22 protein-coding genes are annotated in these 21,525 nt (G+C 65.0%); 12 read left to right on the top strand and 10 right to left on the bottom strand.

The window, feature by feature from the left end:
* Positions 1 to 221: 221 nt before the first annotated feature.
* Together K4A76_RS13975 and K4A76_RS13970 are read right to left on the bottom strand one after the other, a co-directional pair.
* Positions 222 to 1,199 (bottom strand): D-2-hydroxyacid dehydrogenase family protein, encoded by a 978-nt coding sequence (locus K4A76_RS13975; RefSeq protein ID WP_274410512.1) that lies wholly within the window; start codon positions 1,197 to 1,199, stop codon positions 222 to 224.
* A 66-nt stretch (positions 1,200 to 1,265) separates the two neighbouring features.
* Positions 1,266 to 2,165: a LysR family transcriptional regulator gene (locus tag K4A76_RS13970; protein ID WP_274410511.1), complete on the bottom strand. Its 900-nt coding sequence runs from the start codon at positions 2,163 to 2,165 to the stop codon at positions 1,266 to 1,268.
* Between the two features lie 96 nt (positions 2,166 to 2,261).
* Here K4A76_RS13970 and K4A76_RS13965 point away from each other — a divergent pair, with 96 nt between their 5' ends.
* Complete coding sequence (locus tag K4A76_RS13965; RefSeq protein ID WP_274410510.1) at positions 2,262 to 3,440, top strand: MFS transporter; 1,179 nt, start codon at positions 2,262 to 2,264, stop codon at positions 3,438 to 3,440.
* A gap of 14 nt (positions 3,441 to 3,454) precedes the next feature.
* On the opposite strand, the gene K4A76_RS13960 is transcribed toward K4A76_RS13965, so the two are convergent.
* The gene (locus K4A76_RS13960) at positions 3,455 to 4,078 is read right to left on the bottom strand and encodes a glutathione S-transferase family protein (RefSeq protein ID WP_009685126.1); all 624 of its coding nucleotides are present in this window, start codon (positions 4,076 to 4,078) and stop codon (positions 3,455 to 3,457) included.
* Between the two features lie 191 nt (positions 4,079 to 4,269).
* On the opposite strand from K4A76_RS13960, the gene K4A76_RS13955 reads away from it, so the two are divergent.
* Positions 4,270 to 4,572: a DUF3077 domain-containing protein gene (locus K4A76_RS13955; RefSeq protein ID WP_274410509.1), complete on the top strand. Its 303-nt coding sequence runs from the start codon at positions 4,270 to 4,272 to the stop codon at positions 4,570 to 4,572.
* Positions 4,573 to 4,651: 79 nt separating this feature from the next.
* Entirely contained in the window at positions 4,652 to 5,377 is a 726-nt protein-coding gene (locus K4A76_RS13950; RefSeq protein WP_274410508.1) for a hypothetical protein, read from the top strand.
* Between the two features lie 30 nt (positions 5,378 to 5,407).
* Here K4A76_RS13950 and K4A76_RS13945 read toward each other — a convergent pair whose 3' ends face one another.
* Positions 5,408 to 7,159: a phosphoethanolamine transferase CptA gene (locus K4A76_RS13945; RefSeq protein WP_274410507.1), complete on the bottom strand. Its 1,752-nt coding sequence runs from the start codon at positions 7,157 to 7,159 to the stop codon at positions 5,408 to 5,410.
* Positions 7,160 to 7,363: 204 nt separating this feature from the next.
* On the opposite strand from K4A76_RS13945, the gene K4A76_RS13940 reads away from it, so the two are divergent.
* Positions 7,364 to 7,519 carry a DUF2986 domain-containing protein gene (locus tag K4A76_RS13940; protein WP_009685121.1) on the top strand — a complete coding sequence of 52 codons (156 nt, stop codon included), beginning with the start codon at positions 7,364 to 7,366 and terminating at the stop codon, positions 7,517 to 7,519.
* A 25-nt stretch (positions 7,520 to 7,544) separates the two neighbouring features.
* On the opposite strand, the gene K4A76_RS13935 is transcribed toward K4A76_RS13940, so the two are convergent.
* The 3 genes from K4A76_RS13935 to K4A76_RS13925 form a co-directional block, all read right to left on the bottom strand.
* Positions 7,545 to 7,919, bottom strand: a complete 375-nt coding sequence (locus K4A76_RS13935; RefSeq protein ID WP_225786268.1) for a hypothetical protein — start codon at positions 7,917 to 7,919, stop codon at positions 7,545 to 7,547.
* 173 nt (positions 7,920 to 8,092) lie between these two features.
* Positions 8,093 to 8,683, bottom strand: coding sequence for a biliverdin-producing heme oxygenase (locus K4A76_RS13930; RefSeq protein WP_274410506.1), 591 nt, complete (start codon positions 8,681 to 8,683; stop codon positions 8,093 to 8,095).
* Between the two features lie 74 nt (positions 8,684 to 8,757).
* Entirely contained in the window at positions 8,758 to 9,705 is a 948-nt protein-coding gene (locus K4A76_RS13925; RefSeq protein ID WP_274410505.1) for a LysR family transcriptional regulator, read from the bottom strand.
* A gap of 92 nt (positions 9,706 to 9,797) precedes the next feature.
* Here K4A76_RS13925 and K4A76_RS13920 point away from each other — a divergent pair, with 92 nt between their 5' ends.
* The 6 genes from K4A76_RS13920 to K4A76_RS13895 all read left to right on the top strand — a co-directional run bounded on the left by K4A76_RS13920 (position 9,798) and on the right by K4A76_RS13895 (position 15,142).
* A complete protein-coding gene (locus K4A76_RS13920) occupies positions 9,798 to 10,745 on the top strand; it encodes a ketopantoate reductase family protein (protein ID WP_274410504.1) in 948 nt (315 codons plus the stop codon).
* Positions 10,742 to 11,140: a VOC family protein gene (locus tag K4A76_RS13915; RefSeq protein WP_274410503.1), complete on the top strand. Its 399-nt coding sequence runs from the start codon at positions 10,742 to 10,744 to the stop codon at positions 11,138 to 11,140. The genes K4A76_RS13920 and K4A76_RS13915 overlap by 4 nt, the downstream gene beginning before the upstream one ends.
* Positions 11,137 to 11,592, top strand: coding sequence for a MaoC family dehydratase (locus K4A76_RS13910; RefSeq protein ID WP_029886074.1), 456 nt, complete (start codon positions 11,137 to 11,139; stop codon positions 11,590 to 11,592). The genes K4A76_RS13915 and K4A76_RS13910 overlap by 4 nt, the downstream gene beginning before the upstream one ends.
* A complete protein-coding gene (locus K4A76_RS13905) occupies positions 11,589 to 12,821 on the top strand; it encodes a CaiB/BaiF CoA transferase family protein (RefSeq protein WP_125855225.1) in 1,233 nt (410 codons plus the stop codon). Before K4A76_RS13910 ends, K4A76_RS13905 begins: the two co-directional genes overlap by 4 nt.
* Positions 12,818 to 13,636 carry a shikimate dehydrogenase gene (aroE, locus tag K4A76_RS13900; RefSeq protein WP_274410502.1) on the top strand — a complete coding sequence of 273 codons (819 nt, stop codon included), beginning with the start codon at positions 12,818 to 12,820 and terminating at the stop codon, positions 13,634 to 13,636. The genes K4A76_RS13905 and aroE overlap by 4 nt, the downstream gene beginning before the upstream one ends.
* A gap of 168 nt (positions 13,637 to 13,804) precedes the next feature.
* Positions 13,805 to 15,142 (top strand): MFS transporter, encoded by a 1,338-nt coding sequence (locus tag K4A76_RS13895; RefSeq protein ID WP_274412295.1) that lies wholly within the window; start codon positions 13,805 to 13,807, stop codon positions 15,140 to 15,142.
* Positions 15,143 to 15,223: 81 nt separating this feature from the next.
* On the opposite strand, the gene K4A76_RS13890 is transcribed toward K4A76_RS13895, so the two are convergent.
* Positions 15,224 to 16,597 (bottom strand): 8-oxoguanine deaminase, encoded by a 1,374-nt coding sequence (locus tag K4A76_RS13890; protein WP_274410501.1) that lies wholly within the window; start codon positions 16,595 to 16,597, stop codon positions 15,224 to 15,226.
* Between the two features lie 194 nt (positions 16,598 to 16,791).
* Here K4A76_RS13890 and K4A76_RS13885 point away from each other — a divergent pair, with 194 nt between their 5' ends.
* Entirely contained in the window at positions 16,792 to 18,003 is a 1,212-nt protein-coding gene (locus tag K4A76_RS13885) for an MFS transporter (RefSeq protein ID WP_274410500.1), read from the top strand.
* Here K4A76_RS13885 and K4A76_RS13880 read toward each other — a convergent pair.
* Together K4A76_RS13880 and K4A76_RS13875 are read right to left on the bottom strand one after the other, a co-directional pair.
* Positions 17,973 to 18,908: a LysR family transcriptional regulator gene (locus K4A76_RS13880; protein ID WP_009685106.1), complete on the bottom strand. Its 936-nt coding sequence runs from the start codon at positions 18,906 to 18,908 to the stop codon at positions 17,973 to 17,975. The two genes, K4A76_RS13885 and K4A76_RS13880, sit on opposite strands and share 31 nt — an antisense overlap.
* Before the next feature lie 69 nt (positions 18,909 to 18,977).
* A complete protein-coding gene (locus K4A76_RS13875) occupies positions 18,978 to 20,363 on the bottom strand; it encodes an APC family permease (RefSeq protein ID WP_274410499.1) in 1,386 nt (461 codons plus the stop codon).
* A gap of 279 nt (positions 20,364 to 20,642) precedes the next feature.
* On the opposite strand from K4A76_RS13875, the gene K4A76_RS13870 reads away from it, so the two are divergent.
* The gene (locus K4A76_RS13870) at positions 20,643 to 21,485 is read left to right on the top strand and encodes a helix-turn-helix transcriptional regulator (protein ID WP_054912317.1); all 843 of its coding nucleotides are present in this window, start codon (positions 20,643 to 20,645) and stop codon (positions 21,483 to 21,485) included.
* Positions 21,486 to 21,525 lie beyond the last annotated feature (40 nt).

The following is a 21,525-nucleotide window of genomic DNA, read 5'->3' as shown; positions in this document are numbered from 1 at the left end:
CCAACAGAGTATCTACGTTTGTTTCGGGCCAATTATGCCTGTGGGATTTGCGCGCGAACGCCTTGGCGCCCACCACGATATCGCGTCGTAAAAACAAGGCGGTCGCGCGCGTCCGGCACAGGCAATACTGGCCCGAAACAAACGTAGGAGCGGGTTTACCCGCGAAGCGCCGCGCGGGCGGCGCTCGATCTCACAGGCGCTGCATATCTGCTGGCAAACACTCAGTTCCCTGCTGCCAGCACCTGCGGGTTGGCCACGTTCTGCGGTGCCCCCCCGAAAAACGCCAGCACATTGTCGAAGGCATCACCGAAATACAGCTCGTAGCCGGTCTTTTCCACATACCCCAGGTGGGGCGTGGCCAGCACGCGCGGGTGGCGCAGCAGGGGGTGGCCGGGGTCGAGCACCGGTTCCTGCTCGTATACATCCACCGCCGCGTAACCTGGCCGGCCTGTATCCAGCGCTTGCAGCAACGCCCCTGGGGCAATCAGTTCCGCGCGGCTCACGTTCACCAGCAGGGCGTCCTCCTTCATGCGTGTCAGGTCGTCCAACGTCACCCGGTGCCGGGTTTGCTCGGACAGGCGCAGGTTCAGGCTGACAACATCCGCTTCGGCAAAAAAAGCCTCGCGTGACGCCGCGGCCCGGTGGCCATCCGCCGCGGCGGCGGCCCGGCTGCTGTCGCTGCCCCACACCAGCACCGGCATGTCGAACGCCTGCGCATAGCGGGCCAGGCGTTGGCCGATCTTGCCGTAGCCCCAGATACCCAGCACCTGGCCAGCCAGTGCCTGCCCCAGGTTGACTTGCCAGTGGCCTTGGCGGAAGGCATCGATGGCCGGCACCAGTTGGCGGCGGGCATTGAGTATCAGCGCCCAGGCCAGCTCCGCTGGGGCGACTGGCGAGCCCCGGCCCTCTGTCACCACGATGCCACGGGCGGTACAGGCGGCCAGGTCGAGGTGGCTGGAGACCTTGCCGGTCTGGCTGATCAGCTTGAGGCTTGGCAGGCGATCGAGCAGGGCTGCGTCGATGCGGGTGCGTTCGCGGGTCAGTACCAGCGCGTCAGCGTCGGCAAAGCGTGCCGCCAATTGCTCGAGCGTGGCTGGCTGGGGGGCACGCAGTACGTGGACATCGTGCCCGTGCAGGCGACTGAAGCAGTCGAGGGTACGGATCACGTCCTGATAGTCGTCGGGGATGACAATGCGCATGGTGGTCGAGCCCTGGCAGTACTATGGGGGACCCACGATACCCCAACCTGACCTTCGTTCAAGTGCCTACAAAGGGGGTGATAGCTGCTCCACCAGAAAATCCACGAACACCCGCACCCGCGCCGGCATCGACGGCCCGCCCACGAACACGGCATGGATCGGCTCGCGGTCGTCAGGGTTGTAGGCTTCCAGCAGCGGAAGCAGGCGCCCGCTGGCCAGGTCATCGGCCACCGTGAAGGTGCCGATGCGAGCCACGCCTGCCCCCAGCCTGGCCAGCTGTGCCAGCGCTTCGCCGCTGCTGCATTCGATGTTGCCCCGCACCTTCAACGCAAAGACCTCGCCGTCGCGGCGGAACGGCCAGTCTGCTACGGCCCGGCGAAAGTTGAAGTGCAGGCAGTTGTGGCCGGCCAGGTCTTCAGGCACCAGCGGCGTACCGCAGCGCGCCAGGTACTCGGGCGAGGCCACGACCACCTGGCCGGTTTCGCCAATTGGGCGGGCGCTGAGCGAGCTGTCGGGCAGGTGGCCAAAGCGCAGTGCAACGTCGGCCTGGCCGGCGTGAATGTCGGCCACCTCGTCGCTGATGGTCAGGTCGACCAGTACCTGCGGGTAACGCGCGCTGAACGCCGCCAACAGCGGCACCACGGTCAAGCGGGCATGCCCTTGCGCGGCGCTGATGCGCAAGCGCCCGCGCGGCACGCCCTGGTCGGCGATCGCATCCTCGACTTCCTGCAGGTCGGCCAGCACCCGCCGCGCGCCGCGCAGGTATGCCTCGCCCTCGGGGGTCAAGGTCAGGACCCGGGTGGTGCGCAGCAGCAGGCGGGTGCCCAGGCGGTGCTCGGTGCGGGCGAGAATGCGGCTGACTGCCGAAGGGGTCAGGTTCAAGGCGCGGGCGGCGGCAGACAGGCTGCCCGCGTCCGCCACCTTGGCGAAAACCGCCATTTCACCGGATCTACCGCTGAAGTCCATTTGTGCCTCGTAAGCAAAGGTGATTGGCAAAAAGGCTGTCTAGTGCGCCAGGGAAGCAGATCGTAGCATTTGCCGCATAGCCAAGGAGTTTTTGCCATGCGTATCAATCCACCTCTGGTCGCACTTGCCATCGGTGCCTTCGGCATCGGTGTCACCGAATTTGCCCCCATGGGCATGTTGCCCAGTATCGCCACTGACCTTGGCGTTTCCATACCTGCTGCCGGGCTGTTGGTCAGTGCCTATGCCCTCGGTGTGCTGATCGGCGCACCGCTGATGACCCTGGCCACGGTAAGGATCCCGCGGCGTTACCTGTTGATCGGCCTGATGGCGATCTTCACGCTGGGCAACCTGATGTCGGCACTGGCCAGTGACTACGCCAGTTTGCTGGTTGCCCGCGTGGTCACGTCACTGAACCACGGCGCGTTCTTTGGCATCGGCTCGATCGTCGCCGCCAGCGTGGTACCGCCCGAGAAGCGCGCCGGGGCGGTGGCAGCGATGTTCATGGGCCTCACACTGGCCACCATCGGCGGGGTGCCGCTGGCCACCTGGTTTGGTGAAATGCTGGGCTGGCGCACGGCATTCTGGGGCATCGCCGGGCTTGGCCTGATCGCGATGACCACGCTGTGGTATGCACTGCCGAACGTACCCTCGCCCAAAGGCGACGGGGCCATGGCCGAAATCCGCGTGCTCGTGCGGGGGCCGGTGCTGGCGGCGTTGTTGCTGACCGTGGTGGGCTCCAGCGCCATGTTCACGGTGTTCACTTACATTGCGCCGATCCTGCAGAACGAGGCTGGCGCGTCCACCACGTTCGTCACCGCCATGCTGGTGCTGTTCGGTGTCGGCCTGACTTTGGGCAACGTGTGGGGCGGCAATGCGGCGGATCGCTCGGTCGAGCGCACCTTGATCCTGTCGTTGGCGGTGCTGATTGCCGTGCTGCTGGTGTTCCCGCTGGTACTGGACTGGCCACTGCCCACGGCACTGGCGATCCTGGTCTGGGGGGCGGCCAGCTTCGCCTTGGTGCCACCGCTGCAGATGCGCGTGATGGAAGCGGCCAAGGATGCCCCCAACCTGGCCTCGGCGGTGAACATCGGTGCATTTAACCTGGGGAATGCGATCGGCGCGGCGCTGGGCGGCGCGGTGATCAACGTGGGGTTGGGCTACGCGGCGATTGCCCTGGCAGGGGCGGCGATGGCGGCGCTGGGCCTGGTGCTGGTGCTGCTGTTTGCCTGGCGTGGCCGGGCGGCGGCCATGGCACAGTGCAATGTGCCAGGCTGACCGCGCCGGGGGCTTTACGGGGTGCCGTTACGGCCATGCAGGTGGTAAGCCGGGCGCTCGCTCAGGCGCTCGTAGTAATCGCGCACAGCCGGTAGGTGCGGGTGCTCGAACGGCGTTTCGAACCAGCGGTTGACCGACAGGCCGATAGGAATATCGGCCAGGGTGAACTGGGCACCGGCCACGTAGGCGCCGGTAGCGGCCAGTTGCCGGTCGAGGATGTGCATGTAACGCGCCCAGTCCGCACAACCCGCCGCCAGCGCCACAGGGTCCTGGTGGGCGGGCGAATGCCTGACCAGCGACATGAAGGCGTAGCTCCAGGCGCGGTTCAAGTCTGACGCCTGCCAATCTATCCACTGGTCGATCCTGGCCCGTGCCTGTGCTTCGCCTGGGTAGAACGCGGTGGCGCCATAGCGGTTGGCCAGGTAGCGGATGATGCTGTTGGACTCCCACAGGGTGAAGTCGCCATCCTGGATCACCGGAACCATGGCGTTGGGGTTCAGCGCCAGGAATTGCGCGGTGTCGGTGGCCTTGAAGCCCGTACCCCAGTCTTCGCGTTCGAAGGCGACCTCGAATTCGGCGCAGGCCCACAGGACTTTTCGCACGTTGATGGAAGAAGCTCTGCCCAATATCCGTAGCATGATGTTCGTCCTGAATGGGGGTGGTTGATCGTCCGCCACTGCCCGGTCTCGGTCAAGGGGCAGGGTGCAAGGGGGTTTGGCACGGTAGTTTTGTAGGGCATTTCCGAAAATGAGCCGTTGCAGGCTCAAGTCATTGTGGTGGCCCAGGCCGCCGCCTAGTCTCGGCACGCTCACCCCCCCGAGGAATGAACATGGAAAACGACACCCCCGAAGACAGCAACACGCTCAATGTGGTGGCGGCGGCCAGCCGTTTCGGCCACCCCGATGCCGAACTGGTGCACATGCGGCCGCAGTTGCCGATACGAACCGCGCTGACGGAAGCCTCGGCCATCATGGGCTGCATTACTGAAATCACGCGTAAGGCCATCGACCGGCCAAGTGACCGCAAGGTGATGATCAAGGCCACGTTCTACCTGGCGGGCATGGCCAAGGCACTGGTCGATGGCCAGTTGCTGCAGATGCGCCAGGCCCGCGAGAAGGAGGGCATCGAGTAGACAGGGTTGCCTGGGGGCCATGAACTTGGCACCCTTGGGCGGTTTGAATCGTCTGCATCACCTCAAAAGGAGGTTCGCATTGAGTTGGGACAAGGTGGGGAAGCTCCTGGTCGCGGTGCTGGTTGGCCTGATGGTCCTGTCGGCCGCCTACGCCTTGTTCAGGGGCAACCCGCGGCTGGAAGCGTCACTGACGTATGCCTACCTCACCTATCCTGGCCAGTTCAGCGAGCGCATCAGCAAAGCCAGCGACCAGCTCAAGTATGAGCAGTTGCAGGGGCGCATCAACAGCATCAGCCAGGGGCAGTTGAGCCACGATCAGGTCGAGCGCCTGGTCGAACTGGCTCAGTTGCCGTACGCCCAGCTGTTCGCCAAACCGTTCGAGGCGGGGTTGGTGGACCACCGTACCGGCTTGCTCATCGAGCTGCACAACAGTGGCGATGCGCCGGTGCGCCAAATCAAAGTGCGCCTGCCAGGCAAAGGCCTGGTGCAGGTGCGCGATGCTGCTGGCAACGACACACTGCTGGAGCAGGCTACCGCGCAAGTCGACATCCCTGTCATCGAGCCGGGTAGCCGGTGCAAGGTGTGGGTGTATTTCGACGCCGATTATTCCCAGATCCGCCAGGGCGGCGTCAGCATTACCCATGCCGACGGCGCAGCCAATGTGCAGGTGTATCACGAAGTGATCGGCTTCCCGGCAACCGTGGCCCGCTACAGCCGCGAGCTCATGGGGCTGCTGGTGGTACTGGCGCTGGGCGTGCTGGGCCTGGGTTACGCGCTGCTGGCGCGCCGCTCAGCGCAGCGTTAGGCGCTGCGCCGCAGGGCCCAGGCGCCTGCCTTACTGTTGAACCTCGCGGCTGGCCGTCTGCTGCTCGCCCGCTGCCTTGCCCCCAGGCAGCTGATCGAACGGGTGCAAGCCGTCTTTGCGGTAGGGGTCGCCGATCCAGCGCGGCGCGGCCAGGAACTGCGCGCTCACCAGGCTCTTGGCCGGCTCGAAGCCGTCGTAGCTCAAACCGGCAAGGTCCGACAGCGTATGGATCAGGTGCGAGCTGCTGTACGGGCGCTTGGCCATCGCCTGCAGGTCCCGCGGGTGCTGGGCCTGCCAGCTGGGTGAGGTCCACACCAGGAACGGAATGGTGTACATCGGCCGGGTCGGCGCGCTTTCGTTGCGCCCCAGGCGGTCGTGGTTGCCAGAACTGTATACGTCCTCACCATGGTCGGACAGGTAGACCAGGAAGCCATTCGGGCTGCCGGCAGCGTAGCGCTTGATCAGGCTCGACACCACGAAGTCGTTGTAGCGCACTGCGTTGTCGTAGAAATTGTAGGTTTGCACCTGGTCATCGGTCAGTGCACTCGGTGCGCCCTGCTTGTCGGTGAAGTGGGCATAGGTGTCCGGGTAGCGGTAGCGGTAGTCCATGTGGGTGCCCAGCAGGTGCACGATGATGAACTTGTTGGGGGCCGGGTCTTGCAGGGCCTTCTCGAACGGCGCGAGCACCACGTCATCGTACTGGCTGGCATTCTGGTTGCGCTGGTTGTTCAGGTACACCGGCACGTCCGTCTGCTGCGAGAAGGTGGTGAGCATGGTGTTGCGCTTGGTCATGGTTTGCTGGTTGGTGATCCAGAAGGTCTTGTAGCCTGCCTGTTTCATCAGGTTGATCAGCGAGGGGTCGGTGAGGAACCGGTCCGGGGCCTGCTCATCGCCGAAGGTCAGAATCTGCTGCATCACTTCGATGGTGTAGGGGCGTGGCGACACCACATCGCGGAATACCGTCAGCCCTTTGTCGTTGGCAGCCAGCGCGTCGAGGTTGGGGGTGGTGTCACGGTTGTAGCCATACAGGTGCATGTGCTCGCGGGTGGTCGATTCACCCAGCACCAGAACCAGCGTACGCGGTGCCGAACCGCTGTGGTCACGCAGGTTCTGCAGGGGCGGCAGGGCAGCATTCTGCGCCAGCAGCGCCTGCATGTTGTCCAGTTGCTGGCGGTACTGGCGGTAGCCGACCAGCAATTGCCAAGGCACTGCAGGTTCCATGCGCTGCTGTACCTTTTCCAGCGCATCGGCAAAATTGCGCTCCTGGGTGACCATTTGCTTGTAGAACGGCAGCACCAGGTTGGCTGCCAGCAACAGCACCACCACTGGCAGGCGGCTGCGCAGCGGCAGGTAGACCGGGCGTACGCGGCGCCACAGCAATACTGCCCCCACGGTGTACAGCAGCAACGCCAGGCCCAGCCAGGCACTGAAGTACTGGCTGAAGTACTCACCGGCCTCGGCGGTGTTGGACTCGAACATCACGAAGATGACGCTCTGCGAAAACTCCTGGCGATAAATGCCGAAATAGCTCAGGCCAACCAGCGAAGCAGCCCACAGCAGCAGGCCGATGAGCGCCGCAGTGGCGCGGGTAAGGCGGGGCAGCAGCAGCACCGGGGCCAGCCACAGGCTGCTGAGGAAGAACGCATCACGGAAACCCGAGAAACCGGTAGTGCCACTGAACAGCAGCAGTGCCTGGGTGACGCCAGAGAAATACCAGAAGAACAGCAAGAGCCAGCCCAGGCCGGCCCAGTCCACGCGGGAAGGGGAAGTGGTGTGTGACACGTGTGCCTCGTCGTACCTTGGTAGCCCGCAACGGTGTGCGTGGCCGGAAAGGGCGTGACGCTAATCTGTGGACTGTGAAAATAACGTCAAGGCGAGCAGCCATCGGGCCTTGGTCGTAGCCCGCTGCGCAGCAGCCGTGCGCAGCGGGTTGCTTGCACGGGTATGATGGCGGCCGCTAAACCGTACTCAAAGGCCGTGTGGACCATGAACCGTCGTAAGAAGATCAAGCAGCTGCTGCAGGCGCACCAGAAGAAAGCCAGCGCCAAACTTGCGCCGCGCAAGCCCAGGTACATCTGCAAGGCTGACCGTTTGAAGCTGGAAACAGAAGGGGTGGAGGCGGCCCCACCCCAGGCTGACTGAAGCGCCAGCAGCCGGTGGGTCGGCTTCAGCGGCGGTAGTGCCGGTGCTCGTCATAGTGGCGTTGGTGCATCGCCCGCTCATGGCGGCGCTCCCAATCCCGGCGGCGTTCCCAGTCACGTCGCCGCTCCCAGTCGCGCCGGGCCTGCTCGCGACGCCACTGCTCGCGGCGCCAGTCGCCCCTGTGGTCGTGCCAGCGGTGGTCATCATGGGCCAGCAGGGTCGCCGGCTGAACAGCGGCCGCACTGGCCACGCTCGACCAAGGGTTGTTGGCCGCAGGCAACGCTGGCTGAACGGCCGGGGCCGCGACCTCGGCCGGTTTCAGTGGCAGGGCCGAAGCCGTGCCCGCTGCTGCAAGCGAGAACAGACCGAACAGCATCCACCTGGCGACTTGTATTTTCATGAGCGAAGCCCACCTCTGATCACAATTGAGCTATCAGGCCAGCGGTGAGGCAAGCTGCTTCGCCTGCCGTGACCGTTCTGTGCCACCCTCATAGACCAGCAACCAGGAAAAAGTTCGCTGCAGCAATAACTTGTACAATTATGCGGCATGCAACCCGCGCCGCCCAAACCGGATCAGCGTTCGGCAAACACTGCGCGCAGGTGGCTGCGGTAATGCTCGAATGCAGCGATTGCGCCGTTTATCGCCTCGGCCTCTTGCTGTTCATCCAGCGCCAGGGCGTCCACACGGGCCACGAACTCACGCCAATGCAGCGCACGGCCATCAGGGTGCGGGGCCAGGTGGCTGGCGCCCTGGTCTTCACCCAGGCCCAGGCGTTGGGTGTACTTGAACAGAAACGCAGCCCCCAGGTTCGACCCCTCGCTGCAATATAGCCAGCCCAACGCCTGCGCCGGGCTGGCGCACACCGCAGGTGGTGGCGGTGGCGCGGGCAGGCCCAGGTCCAGCAGGTCGGCCTGCACCGCGGCAAACCGTGACAAGGCCGACAGCCCCGGCAGTTGCCGGTTGAGCTGCGGGTCCTGATACAACGCCAGCAGGCTGCCATGAAAACCATGCTGCACCTGCAGGAACCGGCCGTAGCGCTCGCGGCTCTCGAACGGCCGTGCCGCCATGACCAGCTGATCGACGCTGTCATGGTCGCGGCTGCTGGCCGCTTTCAAGCGTTGGCAGCGGCCTGGCTGCGAAACAAAGGGGGGTGCTGCGGTCATCGGCATATCCGTGGCATGAACGTAATGCGCCCATCATGCTTGGCACCCCGGCCAGCAGCAAGCGTTGCGCGGTGTCAGGCGCCTGTCTGGCTGGAGCCCTTGCGCGAGCCGGCTGAGCCGTCGCGGGCGAACAGCCCATGGACCACTGCGCGCAACCAGCGGTTACCCCCGTCCTGGTGGTAGCGGGCGTGCCAGTGTTGCTTGACCGTGAAACCCTCGACCGCGAACGGGCAGTCGTGCACCTGCAAGTCATGCATGTCGGCCAACGTCTGGCCGATATGGCGGGGCAGGGTGGCGATCAGGTCGGTGCTCCCGAGGATCATGCCCAGGCCCAGGAACGCCGGTAGCTCCAGCACGATACGGCGCTCGATGCCGGCCCGCGCCAGTGCCGTTTCCAGCAGCTTCTGGCCGGTGCCGGCGCTGATCTGCACATGGCCTTCGGCGTAGTAGCAGGCCATGCTCAGGCCGCCGGCCAGGCGCGGGTGCCCGCGTGCGCTCAGGCACACCCAGTCCTGGTCGAACAGCACTTGCTGGTACATGCCACCGCCCAGCCACGGTACGAAGCCGATCGCCAGGTCAGCTTCACCCGATTCCAGCGCGCTTTCGCTGTTGCCATCGATGCGTACCGCCTCCAGGCGAATGCCGGGCGCGTGGCTGCGCACGTGGTTGAGGATGCTGGGCAGCAAGGTGATGTGGCTGGCGTCGCTCACACACAGGCGAAAGCGCCGTTGTGCGGTAGCGGGTTGGAACTGCGGTTCCCAGGCCGCCAGCCGGCGCAGTGATTCGAGGACTTCGCGGCACGGCCCGATCAACTGGTCGGCGCGCGGGGTAGGCGCCATGCCCCCAGGGGTGCGCACGAACAGCGGGTCGTTCAGTTGTTCGCGCAGGCGGCCCAGCCAGATGCTGATGGTCGGCTGGCTCTGCCCCAGCAGTTCAGCGGCGCGGGTAACGCTACGGCAGTGGTAGAGCATATCGAACAGTTGCAGCAGCTTGGGTTCGGGCAGTACCGGGGCAGTGGTCATTATTGTGAATCTCAATGGGGCTATTTGCTGCATTGTATAGCGCTAATAAGCGTGGCTGCATAAGGTGATCGCAAACCACGGAGGTCTGCGATTTGAAAATCTGCATTCTGGGTGCCGGCGCCCTGGGCTGCGCCATCGGCGCGGCATTGAGCGAAGCCGGGCATGAAACCTGGCTGCTCAACCGAGGCCGTGCGCATGTCGAGGCCATCAACCAGCACGGCCTGCAGGTGCAGGATGAGCGCGGCCAGCGCCGGGTCCGCGTGCATGCGGCGACGTGCGCCGATGAGGTGGGGGTGGCCGACCTGGTGGTGGTCTTGGTGAAGTCGTTCCACACCGCCGAGGCGATCGCCGGGGCCAAGGCGCTTCTGGGCCCGCAAACGCTGCTGCTGTCGCTGCAGAACGGCCTGGGGCACGAGGATATCCTGGCGCAGGCGGCCGGGCGCGAGCGGGTACTGGCTGGCAAGACCTATGTCGGCGGCGTGCTGCTGGCGCCGGGGGCGATCCGCGCCGGGGTGGACGGCAAGCAGACCTACATCGGTGAACTGGACGGCGAGCGCAGCGCCCGCGTGCAGGCTATCGCCGAGGTATTCAACGGTGCAGGCCTGGCCACCACGGTCAGCGACAACATCCTCGGCACCATGTGGGACAAGCTGCTGGTCAACGTCGCCACCGGTGCGCTCAGCGCCATCACCAGGCTCAGCTATGGCCAGCTGTACAGCGAGCCGCTGCTGGCGAGCACCGCCAAGGCGGCCGTTGCCGAAGCGATCGCGGTGGCCGAGCACGCCGGTATCCGCCTGAGCCTGACCAGCCCCGAGGCAGCCTGGCAGCTGGCCGCCGAAGGCCTGCCGGCGAGCTTTCGCACCTCGATGCTGCAGAGCCTGGAAAAAGGCTCGATCACTGAAATTGACTTCATCAACGGTTCCGTCGTGCGCTGGGGCCAGCGCCACGGCGTCGCCACCCCCGTCAACGCCACCCTGGTGGCGTGTATCAAAGGCATCGAACGCGCGATGGCCGACCAGCAGAACAAGGACAACCCATGAGCCAGCCGAAAGCCTACCTCGAACACGTCGCCTTCTGGGTGCGTGACATCAACTGGCATATCCGCTTTTTCAGCGAGGTGTGCGGCATGACCCTGCGCGAGTCGCAGGGTGACCCCGAGCAGCCGACCCAGTACTGGACCCTCGGCGGCCTGCAGTTCATCCACCAGCCCGACTTTGCAGGGCCTGAAGGGCGCATGGCGCACTTGGGGATCATGTGCGAAGACCTGGAGGCCGTGCTGGCGGCAGCACAGCGTTTCGGCGTCAGTGCAATGCCGCAGGGCCACAACTGGCTGCGCTTGCCCGACGGCCTGGCCGTGGAGTTCATCCAGGCATTGCCCAAGGCGACGGTCGCCCAGGCACTGGCTATCAACCCACGTGCGCAGGTGCAGCCATGAGCGTGACTGAAAAGTACTGGGACGACGCCCGCGAGGGCGATGAATGCATCAGCCCGAGCTACACCGTCACCCGCGAACGCATCCTGGCCTATGCCGACCTGACCGGTGACCATACCCCGGTGCATGTCGATGAGGCGTATGCCAATGCCAGCCACTTTGGCTGCCTGGTTGCCCACGGCCTGTTCGGCCTGTCGATCGCCGATGGCTTGAAGACCCAATGCGATTACCGCTTCGTGCCGGGCATGTCACTGGGCTGGACCTGGGACTTCGTGTTGCCGATCAAGGTCGACGATGTGCTGCATGTGCGCATGCGCGTTGGCGCGATGCGCCTGAGTAAAAGCCGCCCGGGTTGGGGCATCGTGGTCCTGCCGTCGGAGCTGATCAACCAGCACGGCCAGGTCGTGCAACGCGGCGAGCACCGGCTGATGGTGCCGTGCAAGGGGGCAGCATGAGCCAGGCATTGCCATTGGCGGGTATCCGCGTCATCGACTACAGCCATTTTCTTGCCGGGCCTTATGTAGGGCGTTGCCTGGCGGCGCTCGGCGCCGAGGTGATCAAGGTTGAACGGCCAGGCAGCGGCGACGCCGGTCGCCAGCACGCGTTCACCCTGGATGACCAGCAAAGCGGTTACTTCCTGCAACTGAACATGGGCAAGCAGGGCGTCAGCGTCAACATGAAGGACCCACGGGGCAAGGCCTTCATGCAGCGCCTGACCGATTCGGCCGACGTGTTCATCGAAAACTACCGGCCGGGCGCGCTGGACAAGCTGGGGTTGGGCTATGCCGAGCTGGCGGCGCGCAACCCGCGGTTGGTGTACTGCTCGATTTCGGCCTATGGCCACACGGGGCCGGATGCACACCGCGCCGGCTTCGGGCTGATTGCAGAGGCCAAGAGCGGGATCATGCAGATGGTTGGCGTACCGGGCGAAGCACCGCCGTTGCTACGCATTTCGCTGGGCGACATGTACACCGGCATCCACGCCGTGGCAGCCATCAATGCCGCCTTGCTGGGGCGCGTCAGCAGTGGCCGTGGCCAGCACATCGACATGGCCTTGTACGACACGCTGGTGTCGATGCATGAGTACGCGGTGCAGTGCTTCACGCTGTCCAACGGCACCGTACTGCCCGAGCAGACCGGCCATGACATGCCCACCTCGACGTTGTATGGGGTGTTCCGTGCCGCCGACGGCGACTTGGTGATCGCTGCCCAGGTCGATGACGCCTGGCGGCGCTTTGCCGCCATGCTTGAAGCCAATGGTGGCCCGGCAGGTTTTGCCAGCGACAGCCGCTACCACAGTGTGAATGGCCGCAATGCCCACCGCGAGGCAATTCTGGCGGTGGTGCGCGATTGGGTAGGCGCGCGGCCAGTGGCGGCTATCCTGGCCTTGCTCGATGCCATCGACGTGCCCAGCGCCAAGGTACAGCGCATCGACGAGGTGCTGGCCGACCCGCAGATTCAGGCGCGCAACATGGTCGTCGAACAGCATCACCCGCGCTATGGCACACTGCGCCTGCCCAACCTGCCGTTCCGTTTTTCCGACTGCGACACCACCATCCACCAGGTGGCCCCGGACCTGGGCCAGCACAACGCCGAAGTCGCCGCCGGGCTTGGCTTCAGCGCCGAAGAAATCACCGCCATGCAGGCAGACGGGGTGCTGTTCACCCATGGAGAGGCACGATGAGCGACCGCTATGCAGTGATCGGCCGACCGATCAACCACACCAAGTCTCCGCTGATCCACGGGCTGTTCGCCCAAGCCTGTGGCCAGCAGCTGGAATATGGCGCAATCGAGGGGTCTCTGGAGGGCTTCGAGGCCCAGGTGCTGGCGTTCCGCGGTGAGGGCGGGCTGGGCATGAACATCACGGCACCGTTCAAGCTGCGCGCCTTCGAACTGGCCGAGCGCTGCAGCGAACGAGCGCAACTGGCCCGCGCTGCCAACGCCCTGAAGTTCGAGAACGGCGGCATCGTGGCAGAGAACTTCGATGGTATTGGCCTGCTGCGCGATATCGAGGTCAACCTCGGGGAGCCGCTGCATGCGCGTCGTGTGCTGGTACTGGGGGCGGGTGGCGCGGTGCGTGGGGCGCTCCTGCCGTTCCTGCAGGCCGGCCCTGCCGAGCTGGTGATCGCCAACCGCGACATGGCCAAGGCCGTGGCGCTGCGCAATGAGCTGAATCACCCGCGGCTGCGTATCAGCCGGTACGAAGAACTGCCGGGGCAGGCTTTCGATATCGTGGTCAACGCCACCTCTGCCAGCCTGGTCGCTGAGTTGCCACCGCTGCCTGCCGAGGCCCTGGCCGAGGCCCGGCTGGCCTACGAACTGGCTTATGGCAAAGGCCTCACGCCGTTCCTGCACCTGGCCCGTGAACAAGGTGTTGCGCGCCTGGCCGATGGTGTGGGCATGCTGGTCGAGCAGGCGGCAGAGGCGTTTGCCTGGTGGCGCGGGGTGCGCCCCGAAACCGGTGCCGTGATCGATCGCCTGACCATCCCGCTGGAGTAGGCCTATGGTTGCCAACGTGCCCGTGCAGCTCCGCGCCCACGAACGGCGGCTCGGTTGCCCATGACCGGGCAGCCAACGCAACGCCCTGGCACCCTGGCCCACCCGGCAGCCGCCCAGCGCTCGCGCCAGACCACCTGCATTGCCTTGCTGGTGGCCATCACGTTCTTCATGGAGAACCTAGACGCCACCGTCATTGCCACCGCGCTGCCGCAAATGGCCAGCGACTTCGGCCAGAGCGCGGTCAGCCTGAACATCGGTATCAGTGCCTACCTGCTGGCCGTGGCGGTGTTCATCCCGCTCAGTGGCTGGCTCGCCGAGCGCTTTGGCCCGCGCCAGGTGTTCGCCGGGGCTATCGCCTTGTTCACTGCCGCTTCGTTGCTGTGTGGGCTGGCCGCCAGCCTGGAAACCTTTGTGGCTGCACGGGTGTTGCAGGGCATCGGCGGCGCCCTGATGGTTCCGGTGGGGCGGTTGGTGGTGTTGCGCACCACCGAGAAAAAAGACCTGGTGAAGCAGCTCGCGGTCATCACCTGGCCGGGCCTGGTGGCACCGGTACTGGGCCCGCCGCTCGGTGGCCTGATCGTCACGCACGGGTCGTGGCCGTGGATCTTCTACCTGAACATTCCCCTCGGTTTGCTGGCCCTTGCCGCCGCCTGGCTGTTGATACCCGACACCCGCTGCGAGGCGCCGCGCCGCTTCGACACGCTGGGCTTCGTCTGGTTGGCCTCGGCCTGTGCGGCCTGGCTGGTGGGCCTGGAGCTGCTCGGGTCACTGGCAGGCAACAGCCTGGGGGCAGGGCTGGCACTGGTAGTGCTTGGGGCTGTGCTGACCGGGTTGGCCATCCGTCACGGTCGGCGCCACCCGGCCCCCCTGTTGCCCCTGCACACCCTGGCCATCCGTACCTTCAGGGTCAGCATCGTGGGCGGCACCCTGTTCCGCCTGTCGATCAGCGCGTTACCGTTTCTGATCCCTTTGCTGTTGCAGGTCGGCTTCGGCCTGCCACCGTTGGACGCCGGCCTCTTGGTGCTGGCGATCTTTGCCGGCAACCTGGCGATGAAGCCCTTCACCAGCGGGTTGTTGCGGCGCTTTGGTTTTCGCCGCGTGTTGCTGGGCAACGGCCTGGTCGGCGTGGCCTGTATCCTGGCCTGCCTGGGGTTGCAGCAGGGCATGGCGTGGTACTGGATGGCGCTGGTGCTGTTCATGGGCGGGCTGTCACGGTCGATGCAGTTCACCACCTACAACGCGGTGGGGTTTGCCGATGTGCCGCAGCAGCAGATGGCCGAGGCATCGACGCTGTTCAGCATGTGCTTCCAGCTGGCCATGGCCTTGGGGGTGGCGGTGGTGGCGCTGCTGTTGCGCGTGGCCATGCAACTGCGTGGCGGCGAGAGCGGGTTGACCGTTGCCGACTTCCACTGGGCGTTGCTTGGCCTTGCACTGATTGCCGGTGTGGCCCTGCTGGACGCCCTGCGTTTGCCGGCCAATGCCGGCGACCAGGTGTTGCGCAACTGAGGCAACGGGCTGCGTTGCAGTCCATCGCCGGCGAGCCCACAGCACGCGGGTGCAGCGCAAACGGCTGGCTTGCCGTCGCGTTCAGGCGCCGCTGACCAATTGCAGGGCCAGCTGGTTGTGGCGTTCCAGCACCCGCGGCAGGTCGACCGTGGCCAACTGGCCGTCCTTGACCACCACCCGGCCATTGATGACGCTGGTGTGGACCTGGGTCGGGGTGCAGAACACCAGCGCGGCCAACGGGTCGTGGTGGCCGCCGGCGTAAGCCACATGGCCCAGGTCGAACGCGACGAAGTCGGCGACCATGCCCGGTGCCAGGGCGCCGATGTCGTTGCGGTTGAGCACTTTGGCGCCGCCCAGGGTAGCGATTTCCAGCGCTTCACGGGCGGTCATGGCGTCGGGGCCGAAGCCAACCCGCTGCAGCAGCAGGGCCTGGCGCACTTCGCCGATCATGCTGGCGCCGTCGTTGGAGGCCGAACCGTCGACGCCCAGGCCAACCGCAACGCCGTGGTCACGCATCTTGCGCACCGGGGCAATGCCGGAGGCCAGGCGCATGTTCGAGCAAGGGCAGTGGGCAACCCCGGTACCGGTGCGGGCGAACAGCTCGATGCCATGTTGGTCGAGCTGTACGCAGTGGGCGTGCCAGACGTCGTGGCCGACCCAGCCGAGGTCTTCGGCATACTCGGCGGGCGTCATGCCGAATTTTTCACGGCTGTAGGCGATGTCGTTGACGTTCTCGGCGAGGTGGGTGTGTAGCGAAACGCCATACTGGCGCGCCAACACCGCAGCTTCGCGCATCAGGTCGCGGCTGACCGAGAACGGCGAGCAGGGCGCCACGACGATGCGGCGCATCGACCCGTGACTGGCATCGTGGTAGTCCTCGATCAGGCGCTGCGACTCTTTCAGAATGTCGGCTTCCTTCTCGACCACCGCATCCGGCGGCAGGCCCCCCTGGCTTTGCCCTACGCTCATGCTGCCGCGCGCGGCATGGAAGCGCATGCCGATCTCGCTGGCGGCATGAATGCTGTCGTCGAGCTTGCAGCCGTTGGGGTAGATGTACAGGTGGTCGCTGGAGGTGGTACAGCCAGACAGCAGCAGCTCGGCCATGGCGGTCTGGGTCGACACCGCGATCATTTCCGGGGTCAGCCGAGCCCAGAGCGGGTACAGGTTGGTCAGCCAGTTGAACAGCTCACCGTCCTGAGCCGCCGGCACCACGCGGGTCAGGCTCTGGTACATATGGTGGTGGGTGTTGACCAGGCCCGGGATGACCACCTTGCCGGCCATGTCCAGCACCACGTCAGCGTGCTGTGGCAGGCTATCGCTGGGGCCCACTTGCTTGATCAGGTTGTCTTCGATGTACAGGCCGCCGTTTTTGATTTCGCGGCGTTCGCTGTCCATGGTGACCAGCAGTTGGGCGTTTTTGACGAGGAGGGTTTTCTTGGTAGCGGTAAATGACATGGCTTAAGCCTGTCGCAATACGCCTGGGCGATTACCGAGGTCGTAGGCGAACGCGTATGTAATCAGGAATCCTGAAAGTTGTATACATCAACGGTCGATTGATGAAATAGAGTCATCCTATTAGTGAAATAACACCAGAAATACGAATTCATTTTACCAATAGACTGGTGACCTTATTTCTGGAGCCTGTCTTGATGTCCGCTTTCGAACCAAGCCCTGTGGTCGCCACCCCGAGCCGGCACGCTGCGATCAGCATTGCCATTCTGGCGTTTTCAGCCTTTTTGATCGTGACCACTGAATTTCTGATCGTTGGCTTGCTGCCCGCGCTTAGCCAGGACCTGGGTATTTCCATATCGCTGGCGGGGCAGTTGGTCACCCTGTTCGCATTCACCGTGATGCTGGCCGGCCCGGTATTGACGGCGGCGTTGGCGCACCTGGACCGCAAGCGCCTGTTCATCGGCATTTTGCTGGTCTTCGCCGCAGCCAATGCGCTGGCTGCTGCCTCCGGCAGTTTCTGGGTGCTGGCCGTCGCCAGGGTGATTCCGGCACTGGCGCTGCCGGTGTTCTGGGGCACCGCCAGTGAAACCGCCGGCCACCTGGCTGGGCGCGACAGGGCCGGGCAGGCCATTGCCAAGGTCTACTTGGGTATCTCGGCGGCGATGTTGCTGGGTATCCCGTTGGGGACCGTGGCAGCAACGGCGGTGGGGTGGCGCGGTGCATTCTGGATCCTGGCTGCTTTGTCGCTGCTGATGGCGCTGGCGATGTGGGTATGGATGCCGCACGTGGCGCGCACGGCGAAAGTCGACTTCATGCAGCAGGCGCGCATTTTCAAAGAGCGTTTTTTCCTGGCCAATGTGCTGCTGTCGGTGGTGGTGTTCACGGCCATGTTCACGGGCTACACCTACCTGGCCGATCTGCTGCAGCGGGTAGCGGGCGTGGCCCCGGCGCATACCGGCTGGTGGCTGATGGGCTTTGGCGCGGTCGGCTTGCTTGGCAACTGGATCGGCGGGCGGGCCGTGGACCGCTCACCGCTCAGGGCCAGCGCGCTGTTCCTGGTGCTGTTGGCCATTGGCATGGCGGCGCTGGTGCCGCTGGCCCAGGGGGTGGTGCTGTTCTGCCTGGCGCTGGCGCTGTGGGGCGTTGCCAACACGGCACTGTACCCGGTGAGCCAGGTGCGGGTGATGAGTTCGGTCACCCATGCCCAAGCGCTGGCGGGTACCACCAATGTATCGGCGGCCAACGCCGGTATCGGCCTGGGGGCCGTGCTGGGTGGCATGACCATCTCCCACCTGGGGGTCGGCTACGTGGGCTACGTGGCGGCTGGCATCGCCTTGCTGTCGCTGGCGTTGGTGCCCGTGGTGGGCCGGCTGGCGCCTCAGCCCGGTGCGCAGGCCCGGCTGCCGTGAGGCGCCAGGCGCGGTAGCAGATAGTCGAGCAAGGCGCGAACCTTGGGTAGCCCTTCGCGGCTTTTCAGCCACACCAGGTTCATTGGCAAGCCGTCGGTGGCCAGCGCCGGCAATACTTCGACCAGGCGCCCCTGGTCGAGGTACTGTTGGGTCAGCCAGGTGGGTAGCTGGCCGATGCCATGGCCGGCCAGCACCGCTGCCACTTCGCCTTCGCCATCGCCCACGGCAATGCGCGGCTGCACGGTACGCCGCTCCATTTCGCCGGGGTGGCGGCCTTTGAAGTACCACGGGCTGACCAGGCCGTCGGTGTGGCCATAACCCACGCAGTGGTGGTGCTCCAGGTCGCGCTCGTGTTGCGGTACGCCATGCTTTTCCAGGTAGCCAGGCGCGGCACAGAACATCAGGCGCTGGGCACCGAAGTATTGGTGGCCCAGCGCCGCCGGCCAGGCATCCGGGCCACCGATGCGCACCACGATATCGATGCCCTCGTGCACCGGGTCGACGAAACGGTCGGAGAACGACACATGCGGCTGCAGCAACGGGTGCAGGCGGATGAAGTCGAGGATCAGCGGCAGTACATGCAGGCGACCGTAAGAGGCGGGCAGTTCGATCCGCACTTTGCCATGGGGCTGGTCATCGCTGGCCGCCAGGGTGTGCTCGACTTCTTCCAGGTCGGCCAGGACCGAGGTGCAAGTGCGATAGAACACCACGCCCGCTTCACTCAGCGACAGGCTGCGCGTGGTGCGGTTGAACAGCCGGGCGCCCAGGCGGGCCTCCAGCCGGGCCACGCTCTTGCTGATGGCCGAGCTGGTCAGGTTGAGCCGCTCGGCAGCTGCCGTGAAACTGCCCAAGTCAGCGACGGCGACGAAAACGTCAATGCCTTTGAGGCGTTCGGAAGAGTACATGGGTGGCTTCTTTGATGAACTGGGTTCCCGGTTCGGGTGTGCCTATTGAAGCCTCGCACGTGGATTTCATCAATGAGTTTCGCCTGGCCTGGCCGGCAACGTTACCCGAAACGCCCGGGTGAGCCCCAGCAGTACCAGCAGGCCCATGCCCATCCAGCACAGGCCAATGCTGAACGACAGGCTGGTCAGGCTACTCCACAGCCACAGCGTGCTGAGAAAACCCAGCCCCGGTATGGCGCCGTACAGCACCACATTACCGGCACCGCGCAGCTTGCGGTCGATGAGGTAGTGCTTGACCACTGCCAGGTTCACCGCCGAAAAGGCGAACAGTGCGCCGAAACTGATCATGTTGGCCACGGTGTCGAGGGTAATGACCAAGGCAATCAGCGACAGCAGGCTGACCACCAGGATGGCGGTGGCCGGTACGCGCTTTTTCGTTGCAAGCTGGCCAAACGCCCGCGGCAGCACGCCGTCACGGCCCATCGCGAACAGCACCCGTGACACGCTGGCTTGCGACACCATGGCCGAGGCGAAGCAGCCGGCCACGTAAGTGGCGGTGAATGCGCTGACCAGCAGTTCGCCGCCTACCCGGCGCATGACGTCCACCGAGGCCGAGTCCGGGTTGGCAAAGCTGCCCCAGTCGGGGAAGACCAGTTGTGCGAAATACGACACCACCAGGAACAGCAAGCCGCCGATCAGGGACACAGCAAGGATCGCCAGCGGAATACGGTAGGTCGGGTTGCTGGTTTCCTCGGCCATGGTCGAGACCGCATCGAAGCCCAGGAATGACAGGCACAGTACGGCTGCGCCGGTCATCACCAACGGCACGCTGAAACCGTCGTGGTGGAACGGCGCCAGCAGCGAAACGGGTTCGGCCTGGCCGCTGAGCCTGAGCAAGGCCAGGCCGACGAAAACCACGATGAACACCAGTTGCGTCACCACCAGGATCCAGTTGACGCGGGTGATCGACTCGATGCCGATCAGGTTTAGGAAGGTGACCAGCGCAATGGACCCTGCCACCCACACCCAGGCATGAATGGCCGGGAAGTATTCCGACATGTAGATGCCGATCAGCAGGTAGCTCAGCAGTGGCAGGAAAATGTAGTCGAGCAGCAGGGTCCAGCCGGTGATGAAGCCGATGTGGCTGCCAAAGGCCTTGCGGGTATAGGTGTAGACCGAGCCGGAGTAGGGGTGGGCCTGGACCATGCGGCCGTAGCTGTAGGCGGTGAGCAGCATGGCGGCGAGGGTCAGCAGGTAGGCAGTGGGCAGGTGCCCCTTGGTCATCTGGGTGACCAGCCCATAGGTGGTGAAGACCGCCAGCGGCACCATGTATGCCAGGCCGAACAGCACCAGGGCGGTCATGCTCATGGACTGGCGCAAACGCCCGCTGCTGGCGGCAGGTTGCGCGGTGGCGGGTGGGGTGGTGGGGTGAGCTGTACTTGTTGTTGTATGCATTGCTAACTCCTGGAAAGGGATGCAGGCCACCGCGGCAGGCGAGCAGGCTCGTTACCGGGGGTGTCGTGCAAGGAGGTCGAGCGCAAGGCTCGCAGCGCTGGGGCGGGTTGATGCTCCCACACCCCGCCAGCACCCGGAATCACCCTTTGGGGTGAGCCCAGGCAGCGGCCAGCCGGCTCACCCCAAAGGGTGATTCCGCAGGTTCCCCTGCCATGGGAGTATCTGCCCAACCACGCACCGCACTGGCGGCGGTGCCTTACTCCATATGGCAGGCCGACTGTGACTATCCAATTGCTTTCAGAACAGTGGTTCGAGCACCAGGCCAAGGTCACCGAGGCAATCGGCCGGCCTGGCTTTGCCGCCAACCTGTTTGCAGCACTGGGCGTGATTCGGCCGATCCAGGCCACCACGGTGTACCTGTACCCGCACCACGGCATGCCCTGCGCGCTGTTCGAGCAGGACGACAAGGCGCCCTGGCAGCCCGAGGGCAACGTCAGCCGCTACCTGTCGGGTTTCTACCTGCTCGACCCGTTCTACGGTGCTTGCGTGGAGCAGCTGGGGTCTGGCTGCTACGGCCTCTTCGAGGTGGCCCCCGACCATTTTGAGGTCAGCGAGTACTACCAGTCGTTCTACCGCCACTCGCACCTGGCAGACGAACTCAACTACATCCTGCAGCTGGCCCCCGGCCAGAGCCTGGCCGTGTCGCTGGCCTTCACCGACAAGCTCGACCCGCAAACCCGGGCGCTGTTCGGGCACATCACGCCCTGGGTGCTGGCGCTACTCGGCAAGCATTTCGCCGGCGTCGACAGCCGTGCCGGGCGCTTCGAGAACATCCTTGAGCAGCGTATTCACGCTGCGCTGAACAACTTCGGCAGCTCGTTGCTGACCGAGCGCGAATGCCGCATTGCCCAACTGATCTTGCGCGGCCATTCGACCAAGTCGCTGGCCGAGCGCCTGGGCGTGTCGGAAGACACCATCAAGTCGCACCGCAAGAACGTCTACGCCAAGCTCGATATCGGCACCCAGTCCGAGCTGTTTTCCCTGTTCATCGACGCGCTGGCCAATGCCCAGGGCGTGCTGGGCAAGGACCCGCTGGAAAGCTATATGGGCAAGCGGCGCTGAGCGCCGCTGCCGTGCACCCCACCGCAAAGGAAAACCAACA

The organism is Pseudomonas sp. NEEL19, assembly GCF_028751975.1.
GTDB lineage: Bacteria > Pseudomonadota > Gammaproteobacteria > Pseudomonadales > Pseudomonadaceae > Aquipseudomonas > Aquipseudomonas juntendi.
The sequence above is the reverse complement of the archived record's forward strand: the minus strand, read 5'-3'. Positions and strand labels throughout refer to the sequence as shown.